Origin of the sequence: Flavobacterium sp. (assembly GCF_043778725.1) — a bacterium.
In the GTDB taxonomy this organism is placed as follows: domain Bacteria; phylum Bacteroidota; class Bacteroidia; order Flavobacteriales; family Flavobacteriaceae; genus Flavobacterium.
The window spans coordinates 1-10,262 of sequence record NZ_JAYWFT010000114.1 but is presented as its reverse complement, the minus strand read 5'-3'; the positions used below and the strand labels follow the sequence as shown (position 1 = coordinate 10,262).

The window sequence follows — 10,262 nt, the reverse complement described above, 5'->3', positions numbered from 1 at the left end:
TTATGCGCTGGTAAAACTAGATTTGATTACGATGAGAAAGGACGCGTATTTACAAAAACTAAGTTTGATAGGTGTTTTCAATTTGCGTAAACCACTATATGGTTCTAGCGGAGTAAAGAACAAAAAAGTATTAGCCAACAATCTCAATAAATCTATTCTCGTTATAAACACTAATAATTCCCGCGCCTGTTCCAATAGTCGTAAAACCAATTTCCAAAAGATCATTAGCGAGCAATGAAACCATAAAGCTAGGCGAGTTTGTATTACCAATAAAGAGTGTTCCAGCGCACAAGCTATTAGGGACGAATACATTATTTTTCAACAAGTAAACATTTAGCAAACTTGAAGTAGTTCCAGAATAAGTCAAACCAATACTCAAAGTAATTCTTGCAAGAGCAGCACCACCAGTATATCTAAAACTCCCCACAGTCAATCCAGAAACAAACAAACCGTCAGAACTAAAATTAGAAGTAGGCGCGACTCCCATAACGATTTTCCCAGTGCTTGGATTAGTAGTTGCAACGGTATAAGTAGGCACATTAATAGCTGCAAGATTAGAGCCAGAAATAGAATGAGATCCAAATGGACGTGCTTCATAACTCGCTACAAGTCTTCCGTCGCTATTCATTTTTACAGTTTTTTGAGTGGAGGAAGCAGCAATTGCAGAATAAATCCCAGAAATATAGCATGAGGTTTTCAAAGTCCCTAATCTAAGCGTATTAACTTCATTACTAACTCCTTCGGCGTCAATCCACAAACAAGAAGAACAGCCAGAAGTCATTCCAACTCCCAGACCATTTCCAATAATAACGCTAGCAGAAATACCGTTTGTTACGCTAGGAAAATTACCCCTTCCAATGATAGTGCTACCATTACTAAATCCTGTTGCAATAGGCAGTGTATTACTTCCAACGATAACACTAGAGCTAGATCCACCAACGCTAATTGTATCATTTCCCACGACTACGCTATTAGTCCCGTTTCCGCCAGAGTTTGACATTATATTATGACCCAGCATGACGACGTTTGCCCCAGAAATACCGCTGCTGTTATACGTATTATCTCCAACAATTATTTGCTTAGTTCCAGCGCGAGAAAGACTATCATGCCCCAGACAAATAGCGTCATTACCAAATGCACTCACCATACTTCCGCTACCAAGGCAAATCAAGCTGTTTTTATTGTTTGCAGAAACACAACTGTTATTCCCCAAAATGATATGTTTATCGCCTTGAAAAGAATTGCCTCCAATGCCATCCCCCATAATAATCGCATTAGTTTCACTAGTCGGATTTAGGCGATTTCCCAATTTTATAAAAGGCTCAATAGGGTTGTATGAAAAGATACTATTGCCTACAATCAGCAAATCAGTTGTTCCAGAAATTGTTGGATAAGTTAAAGAACTTCCTAGCGCGCTAATACTGCTTTCTTTTATTACTTTACCCGTAATACCGTTAAAAATGGCGATAGAATTGGATGAAGAGCTTGCCGGACCAGAAATATCCCCGGATCCAGTGGTTTCCAAATCAACAGCACCTCTATACAAATGACCGTTAGCACTTGAAAGCCAAACAGTAGAAGCGTCTTGCCCGGATAATTCAGGGATTTGAGTAGCAGGATTAACAGTGGAAGTTTTTAGTTGAACGCATTTAACAGATTGAAGCGCATTGTTGCTTTGACATAGAATTGTAGAACTTTTAGTATTGCCGTCAAAATCAGAAACATACAACAAGCCATTAGGAATAATCGGATCAGGCCTAGTAAGTTTAGCAAAATCTACATCGGTAATTTCGGCTTCATTATCGTCAATTCTTTGAGAGAGTAGATCAAAATAGCTTGCGCCATAACTTGGAAATACAGAGCCAGACATTATGTTATATATATGATAAATATTTTAAAAAAATAAAAACTACAAATATAATGTGTTTCCAAGATGAGTATGATAATTTTCAAACTATGATTAGATGGGGAATGAAAAGGCAAGAAATTGCAGACGCTATGAGTATTTCGGTTAGTAGAGCCAACGCTTTATACATGATTTTGAAATACAGAACGCAAACACTAATTCTTCAAGAGATTAAATTCCATGAAGCCAAAGAGCAGTCATTGGATCGTGATACAGCAATCCTTATGTTGCAGCAATCCATTCTAGCAGATAATTACGAAATTTAAAAAACCAACCCAAAAAAATTTTTTTCTTTTTTTCCACCAACTGTGAAGAGGCTTGACGCAAACTAGTCAAAATACAAGTTGGAAGAGCCTTGTTGAACCGCATTAACACCATTGTATACATATGTAGCAAAGAGAGTATATTCGCCTTTTGGTAGTTTCATAGTCAAGTCAAGAGTTTGTTGAGCGATACGGAAAGTGTTGGCAAATTCATTATCAAAACTCAAAGAATGCTTTCTAGAAAAGTCAATAAAAATCATATCACGAATAATGGGGAGACGACTAAAAGTGCTTAAAACACCATCATTTCCAACATCAGGTTGCTTAGATAATTTTGAGGAATAATAAGAACCGCTTCCATTAAGACCAGCACAATTTTGCAAAAGGTAAAGTTTTCCAGGAGAATTATACAAGACTTGTCCGTTGAAGAGTAGCTTAACATCGTAAGGTAAAGAAATATCAAGAGGATTAAGTTTAAAACGATCACCCTCAGTAGGTGCAACAGTAGAACCACCTTTAAGCTTTGCAGTCTCCACTACATAAATAACCATACCAATCAAATCAGCATTAATAAAATTTGTAAGTTGGACTTGAGAATCTACACCAGTAGTAGCAGAAAAATCTTTTTGGAAACTTTGGAAATGTTTGAAAGGATAGTGATAAATGTTTGTAGGATTATTTTGCATTTCAAATTTAAGAGATTGACTGCGATCAGAAAACATGTGCTGTCTAACTACAATTTCAGCATTATCAAATGAGCTTGGAATATTCGCGAGAACAGTGCCTGCGGCGGTACTAGACCATTGAAGAAATTCGGAAGCAGGAGCAAACTGTATTTGGATAGTGATAGGAGAGTTGAGAAGTGAAGTATCAAAACCAATCTTTCCATTATTACTCAAAACAGACCAAGGAAGAGCAAGAGGAATATAAGCATCTGATCCAATTCCTTCAACATCCAAGTTTTCGGCGTCATCAGTTTTTCTAGAAGGAAGAGCAGCACCACCAAGATAGCATAATTGACTTCTTTTTTCAGAGGTATCGCATTGAGCCAAAGCAACCGCCCATAACGATTTTCCACTAATTGAGATTTGAGCTACGTTTGAAGCACCCCAAAGATATGAGATTGATTTAATAGCAGACCATCCCCAACCTAGAGGAGCTAGATAATTCGCAGCGGTAGTTGTTCCTACTCCTGGATTTGTTGGTAAAGTCAAGTGCAAATAAGTTTCACCTAGAATATCATTGTTAGGCACGATTACTTGAGAAGTTGCACCAAATTGCGAGCTAGTAAGACTTGAAACATATCGCCCAAGGTTGCTGGTAAGTTCCGTTAAATGAACCGTACTATCTTGTTCTGTAAAGTAGGCATCTGTTTTCAAAGTTCCAGGCACGGATAAAAGCGTACGTTTGTTTGATAAATATTTTACTTTCAAATCTTGCATGTTATAATAGAAGCGCAAACTTTTTCTTAAAAATAAATTAACTAAATTTGCATATTGAGATTGAGTTGTTTGCAGGATTTACATAGATAAACTGGTGATCCATTGTTAGCTCTTTATATTTCTTAATCTTTTGTTCCATGCTAGAAATGCTTAAAAATGGTTCATAACTTCCGCAAAAAGCCCTAATAGCTACTTCAATGGTTTCGTCGCTGTTAAACCGGAATAGAAAAATATTATTTACATTGGCACGCATAGATTTGTTGAGTAGATTCGGATATTGGATAGAGATTATGGTGGAAATGTAAGAGTTTCTATAAATTAGCAATGCTTTTTGAATTATGTCAGAATAACGTAAATTAAGAACATCATCAAACATGAGTAGAAACCTAACCGGATTATCAAACTTGGATTGCAAGCCTTTAATCTTTGTAATAAAACTTTTGGAGTCATCGTTAAAACCACCTTCCGGGCAAACAATCAATCCTCTTTTTTTCAACTGCTTATAATGAGGACTTTGCGGACTATCTGTAAAAAGAATAGAAATAGTCTTGGAATCTTCTTTATAGTATTCTTCATAAACTTTAATCAATGCATAACTTTTTCCAGCCTTGGACGAGCCTACAATGAATAACGTGTTTCCTGTTCCTTTGTCAAGAATTAGTGAAGGTTTGACGAGCATTAGACCCGCTTTGTGGGTTACGCAAGCTTTTAAACTTTTTGAAATGGTGTAATTAGAGTCGCTAGCAACTTGTTCCGGGATTTTACTCATGAGCCTTTCATAGTCTTCAATCTTTTTATTTCTTCTATATTCTTCATTCTCTCTTTTTTGAGCTTCTTTTACGCTTTTAATCAAGTCAATAATCTCTTCTTGCGTGCTATCTGGCGGTATTTCAATAGACCTTGAATAAGTCCCTGCGCCTGTTTCATTAAATTTCTTGCAAGAGTATAAAATAATCTGTCGTTTCATCTATTTATTTAATATAAGAGGAAAATATGTTTTTGTAATAATATAATAAATGTCATTGCTAACCCAATTAAATTTGTTGAGCCAGCAGCCTTCTATGCCATCCGCGACGCAAGTTATGCAAGCTAGTGTTCTATTAGTTAAGCAAGGAAAAATAATGGATAGGATTAAAGCAGCAAAAACAAAAAAAGAAAAGGCAGAAATTATTGAGGAATGGGTTTTGTGCGAAATTAAAAAAATTAATAATGATAGTGAAATGTGTGAGTTTTAAATTGCTTTTTTCTTTTTTCTTCTTTTATTTGGTTACGTGGTTAAGCGGCTTGACGCTTTTTTGGTTACGTGGTTAAGCGGCTTGACGCTTTTAGCATTCGTAATAAATATCAAGCGAAATGTCATTGTTTTGTTGTAGGAATAAAGGATTTCCCCATTCGTCGCGAAAGCTTATGTCAAGTGTCTGCAAATCATTCGTAATTTCAAAGTTTTGGAATGCTTGGATTCTTCTAGATATTTCCCTAAAACCCCCATCATAAGAAAGTGGAGAGTTAAACCTTCCTACAAGATTGCCAGGCGTGGGAAATGAAGAGCTTGACGAAGACGTATTTGGATTTTTAACATATTGAGTAAGCCCTTCACTAATCACGTCAATCCAGCGAGAATAAACCAATCCTACTTGACCTATTGTTAAAGTTGTTGTGGGAGGCTTGAGCTGCAAATTCCATAAATATTTACCATTTTTAACTGCCGGGCAATCTAGAAAAAAGAAGTCCAAATTAGAAGAATTCAATGCGCCAAATCCTGGAATTAATGCGTCGTCTTCCCATGAAATTTCGTTGGATCCTAATTCAATATTCATTGCTTTTGCTAGCGCGTCCATTAATTTTTTTGGAGTATTATATGATCCATGGGGGACTGTTGTTTCAAAACTAAATGCGCCATAAGAAAACCTTAGAAGAGAGTTTGTTGAATTTACGTTTAATCCACTCCAAAAAATGTTTAAATCTGTTGCTGAAAATCTTTTCATTCCTCCCAAAACTAGTCTATTACCTGAGAATGTGAATTTGTCAAAATCTTTTTGTGCGTCATATGTATCCAAAGAAATCACTGCCGAATTTGGCTGTCTTAGAGTTATTCTTTGAGGCTCTGAGGACGGATAATTGTAAATGTCGTTATTCACTGGTGGAAGAACAGAGTTAATCATTTTGTTTATAATCTAGGAAAATTATATTTTATTAAGTATAATTAATATGGAACCCTCTGATGATTTAATGATAAACTATTTTTTAGCTAGCCATGAATTAGATGGTGATTATCCGAGCTTTGACGATTTTAAAAATTTGTTGAGAAATGCTGATAATTCTATTAGTGATAAACCTTTGGCGGAAACAAGAGTAAGAAAATTAGTGAAAGAATTGGACGATGGCACGATTTCTGATAATAAACTGAAACAAATTAAAAGCTCATATAATAATTTTTTGAAAATAGCCAAAAAGCGTATTGGTAATGAAGTGGCTAATAAAACATTGAAATTGAAAAAGCATTTGGAAAAAATATATTTAACCGGTGAAAGACCAACTTTTGATGATTATCTAGGCGCTATTTCTGAAACTACAATGGCTACGAGAGGTAGGCAGAGATTATGGCAACAATTTAAACAAGAACTTAGCAAGGAAGCGGAAGATAAATTGAAAAAAGATTTTGATAATATTATGGAAGAATTGGATAATAAAAGGAAAGTACCTGTAAAACCTCATGGAAACATTAAAAGAAATCCTAATTTTAATTACACCGCCTTAACCAAAAAGAAAAAAGCAGAGTTTGATAAAGCAGTCGCAGAAATGAAAGAAAGAGTTAAAAAATCAAGAGAAACTGGCAATCGTCAAAATGTTTATAGTTTAGGTGCTAGGACTTCCGGAGGTAAAAAAGGAGTTGCTACAACTTTTGGAGTTGGTGATGTGGTAGCTGTTGTTAGAGAACAGTTAAGTGTTGAGAATATTCAAGAAATTGGTAATGCTATTATTGCCCCTGAAATAGCCCAGATAAGAGAAATTCAAAAAGACACTGAGATTGGCGAAGATGAGAAAGAAGAAAGAATTGATGCAGTGATTGAAGAAGCTAAGGAAAGGATTACACAAATTACTGAAAATCTTACAGTGGAAGAAAATAATGATTTGATGGACATGATAGCGGGTGATGATGAAGGTGACGTCGTTATTGATATTACTAATAGACCAGAACTTTACGCACAATTTTTAATGTTTGCCGAGGTTGCTAATTTAAATATGAGACAAGGCACACCCATTCCAAGTGGATATTATAACAACGTATACAAGTCAATGGATAATGATTTGGATAGAGATTATGTAAGCCGGATTATGCGACAAGTGGCTTCTAATGTAGGCAATAATGATATTAGCGTTTTCACACCTCGTGTTAATAATTTTCCTAGACCTATCCCGATTGTTGATAATGTTATTATGGATATTCCTGAACCTACCGGAACTTTTAAAAATAATGCTATGGAAGGCGGTAGGATTTTGGCGATAGCTGGCTTAGTTGGCATTACTATATTAGCAGCTGGCTCGTTAGCTCTTTGGTATTTTTCTAGTATTGCCGATGATGAAGCTAAAAAAAAATCAAAAGTTAAAGAATTACAAAAAATATTGGGTGTTTCTAGTCCCGAAGAAATGGATTTAGCTCTTGAAAAAATGAAAAAAGATGGTATTGTTCCTAATGAGACTAGTCTTGGAGAATTGCTTACGGTGGTTCAAAAAGTTTCTGATGAAGAGTTGCAAAAATTGATGAATAATGAGATTACTCCTGGTGAATTTGTTCTAGATTTTATTGTTTCTACTCCGATAAACACTCCACCACCTTTAATAACTACTCCTGTAACAATTACAACTGGACTACCAACAGCCGATTTTAACACTGCTAGACCAACAGATAATACTTTGATTGAGCCTGTTATACCAACTCCTTTGGATACCCAAGTTTTAGGACTTCCAACTACTCCAATAAATAATAATTATACAGATAAAACTTTACCCAATATAATGAACTTTCAAACAGCTTATAAAACCTACGAAGGCTTGCCGGAATATATTAAGGCTTACATGACGAAAGAACAATATGACTCTGTAATGTATAATAAAGGTGCTCTTCCTGATTTTGTTACGAATTCTATGAGTCGTATGCAGCAACCCGCTCTAAATGGACTTTTATCCAATCCTTCTGTTAGAGTCCCCACTCACCAAATCCCTATTAGAGACGATAGAAAGTTTTTGAGTAGTTTCCCTATTAATAAGCCTAATAGTTCCGCTGATGTAGTTTTGAAAGATGGTGGTTATCAAAATATGATTGGAACTTCTACCCATTTGAATACTAAGGGCGGCGATAAATTTAAAAGCGTTGATTACTACAAAATAAAGCAATTGAATAACGAACAAATGATAGGCACTGAAACCAGTCTTATTAAAAGCCTCGCTAAATCCAAGTAAATTTATTTTTTGGAGATTTTATTATTGATACTATATGGTTCGTCTAGAAAATCCTGATAAATATATTTTGAAAGGTTATGAAACTCACCCCGGCTCAAAAAAATACAATGCTATCCTTGAAAACAAAATTACGGGAAGCGTTATTAAAGTAGCATTTGGCGATAAAAACTATGAGCAATACCACGATAAAATAGGCAATTATTCTCACTTGAATCATGGAGATAAAAAAAGAAGAATGCTTTACTTGGCTAGGCACTCAAAAGATAAAAACTATAAATATAGCAGTGGATGGTTTAGCGCTAAAATGCTTTGGTAATTTTAAAAATTTTTTTTAAGTTTATCTTTCATATATAAAATGAATTCTACTTCTAGCTTTGAAAACGACGCACTCAATATAACTTCTTTGATTGGAATTATTATGGGACTTTTGCTAAATGTATGGCAAACTTTATTGATGAAAAACATAACTATGAAAAGCGAATGCTGCAAAACCTGTCTTATTGAACTTAGCGATTAAAAATATAAATTAAAAAATTTTCTTTATTGGACTTATATAATGAATAGTGTCTTTTTGAATTACTCAACCAGCTATTTTGACTTGCTGAATACGGATTCCCTTTTACCTTCTTATAGCAGTAATAAGTTGATTAAATCTTTTGATGGAAAACTCGTGGAAAGTGATGTTTCTTTGGATAGCGGTGGCTCTGACGAACAGTTTTATACTAATAAGACTACTTTGGGAATTGGCGAGAGACGTGCTTTTAATCCTGATTTTAGAAATATTAGCTTAGGATATTCGTCTGTAGGATATATAGATTTGAATTGCGATATTTACCCTACTACTACTTTGCATAGCGGACTTAAATTTACTCAAAATGCTACAAAAAATAACGATAGCGACTTGTGGGTTAATAATTTTAATGTTTTACAATATCGTGATAGGGCTGTTGCTAGCGTTGATAATATAGTTTCACCTATTGCGGGAAATATTCCTGTTTTTGGTAATAAGGGAGCGCTTAACGATAGTGGTATGGCGATTACTAATGAATTTTTTGTTTTAACTTTATCAACTAATGATACAAACCCTAATGGCACTACTGTTGATATTGATTTTAATTACCAGAAAATTGGGAAATTCGTTAATCTAACTTTGAGAAAAACCTTATTTCAAGGCAATATTATTGGTAGCCCTCCTGGATTTGAAACGCAGATTCCTGCAGGCTTATTACCAGCTGATTTGAGACCTGCTTTTGAAGTTTCTTGTCCTATAATGATTTATCAACAATCTGGTAGCGGTACTAATATAATTAATCAAGTTGGTATTTTTAAAATTGGTGGAGATATTATTGGAAACGTTAATGCTGGAAATGTTGAAATCATTAAAGACCCCCAAGAATCAACTCGTTTTGATGCCGACGCTGGTAATTTTGATGGATGGAGTTCTACCACTATTACTTATTTCACTAATTAAGGGTTATTTTTTTATTTTTTTGTTGACCAATCCCGCAATATAGTTTCTGTAATGACTTTCTGCTTTGACATGCTCTTCTAGATTTTCCACAGGCGTAGAACAACAAACACAGAATCCGTTAATAACACTTTTTTCAAAACTTTCTTGGTTAAAACTATTAATAGCCTCGCTAAATAATCTATGTTTTCTAGTGCTAAAATGAGCTTTTGCTGAAAAATATTTTACGTCCTTATCACAAATATTGCATTTAACGATATGTGTATTATTAAAATCATTCCTTTTAACATTGTTGAGAGACTTGTTTACGGGTTTATATTCTGGATTTAATTCCTTAATCCTGTTGATAACTCCTGTTCTTGTAGAAGTAATATTTTCCGTAAAAATATGTGGGGTTAAAATCTTGCTTGGGGATAAGCCTTTACTAGCTAAATATTCGTTAATAGCATTTGTTTTTGCTGTTTTAATTCTGCTATTTAAATTTGATTTAGTAAAGAAATAAATATTCAAAGCTTCTATATAAAAAATTTTATAATCTTCCATAGTTCGTGGTTATATAAACCAGCATAAAAGTTTAGATGAATTAAAATAAATAATTAAATAAACTCTTTTTATGAGGATAGTTGTTTAAACCCAGAGAAACGGACTATTTTATTATTTTATAATAGTCGTTTAAACCTCAACAGAGCAATTTTGAGAATATAAAATTTTTTATATAGAAG

At 34.4% G+C, this 10,262-nt stretch carries 10 protein-coding genes; 5 read left to right on the top strand and 5 right to left on the bottom strand.

Features of this window, described 5'->3' with window-relative positions; genetic code table 11:
- Positions 1-130: 130 nt before the first annotated feature.
- Positions 131-1,870 (bottom strand): hypothetical protein, encoded by a 1,740-nt coding sequence (locus tag ACH2CG_RS10925; protein ID WP_395065086.1) that lies wholly within the window; start codon positions 1,868-1,870, stop codon positions 131-133.
- Positions 1,871-1,920: 50 nt separating this feature from the next.
- Here ACH2CG_RS10925 and ACH2CG_RS10920 point away from each other — a divergent pair, with 50 nt between their 5' ends.
- Entirely contained in the window at positions 1,921-2,172 is a 252-nt protein-coding gene (locus tag ACH2CG_RS10920) for a hypothetical protein (protein ID WP_395065084.1), read from the top strand.
- 62 nt (positions 2,173-2,234) lie between these two features.
- On the opposite strand, the gene ACH2CG_RS10915 is transcribed toward ACH2CG_RS10920, so the two are convergent.
- Entirely contained in the window at positions 2,235-3,611 is a 1,377-nt protein-coding gene (locus ACH2CG_RS10915; protein ID WP_395065082.1) for a hypothetical protein, read from the bottom strand.
- A gap of 37 nt (positions 3,612-3,648) precedes the next feature.
- The gene (locus ACH2CG_RS10910; protein ID WP_395065081.1) at positions 3,649-4,578 is read right to left on the bottom strand and encodes a hypothetical protein; all 930 of its coding nucleotides are present in this window, start codon (positions 4,576-4,578) and stop codon (positions 3,649-3,651) included.
- Between the two features lie 49 nt (positions 4,579-4,627).
- Here ACH2CG_RS10910 and ACH2CG_RS10905 point away from each other — a divergent pair, with 49 nt between their 5' ends.
- Complete coding sequence (locus ACH2CG_RS10905) at positions 4,628-4,846, top strand: hypothetical protein (RefSeq protein WP_395065079.1); 219 nt, start codon at positions 4,628-4,630, stop codon at positions 4,844-4,846.
- A 90-nt stretch (positions 4,847-4,936) separates the two neighbouring features.
- On the opposite strand, the gene ACH2CG_RS10900 is transcribed toward ACH2CG_RS10905, so the two are convergent.
- A complete protein-coding gene (locus ACH2CG_RS10900) occupies positions 4,937-5,773 on the bottom strand; it encodes a hypothetical protein (RefSeq protein WP_395065077.1) in 837 nt (278 codons plus the stop codon).
- Between the two features lie 46 nt (positions 5,774-5,819).
- On the opposite strand from ACH2CG_RS10900, the gene ACH2CG_RS10895 reads away from it, so the two are divergent.
- The 3 genes from ACH2CG_RS10895 to ACH2CG_RS10885 all read left to right on the top strand — a co-directional run bounded on the left by ACH2CG_RS10895 (position 5,820) and on the right by ACH2CG_RS10885 (position 9,543).
- A complete protein-coding gene (locus ACH2CG_RS10895) occupies positions 5,820-8,072 on the top strand; it encodes a hypothetical protein (protein ID WP_395065075.1) in 2,253 nt (750 codons plus the stop codon).
- Positions 8,073-8,106: 34 nt separating this feature from the next.
- Positions 8,107-8,388, top strand: a complete 282-nt coding sequence (locus ACH2CG_RS10890; protein WP_395065073.1) for a hypothetical protein — start codon at positions 8,107-8,109, stop codon at positions 8,386-8,388.
- Positions 8,389-8,643: 255 nt separating this feature from the next.
- Positions 8,644-9,543, top strand: a complete 900-nt coding sequence (locus ACH2CG_RS10885; protein WP_395065071.1) for a hypothetical protein — start codon at positions 8,644-8,646, stop codon at positions 9,541-9,543.
- A gap of 3 nt (positions 9,544-9,546) precedes the next feature.
- Here the strand turns inward: ACH2CG_RS10885 and ACH2CG_RS10880 are convergent, their stop codons facing one another.
- Complete coding sequence (locus ACH2CG_RS10880) at positions 9,547-10,083, bottom strand: hypothetical protein (RefSeq protein ID WP_395065069.1); 537 nt, start codon at positions 10,081-10,083, stop codon at positions 9,547-9,549.
- Positions 10,084-10,262 lie beyond the last annotated feature (179 nt).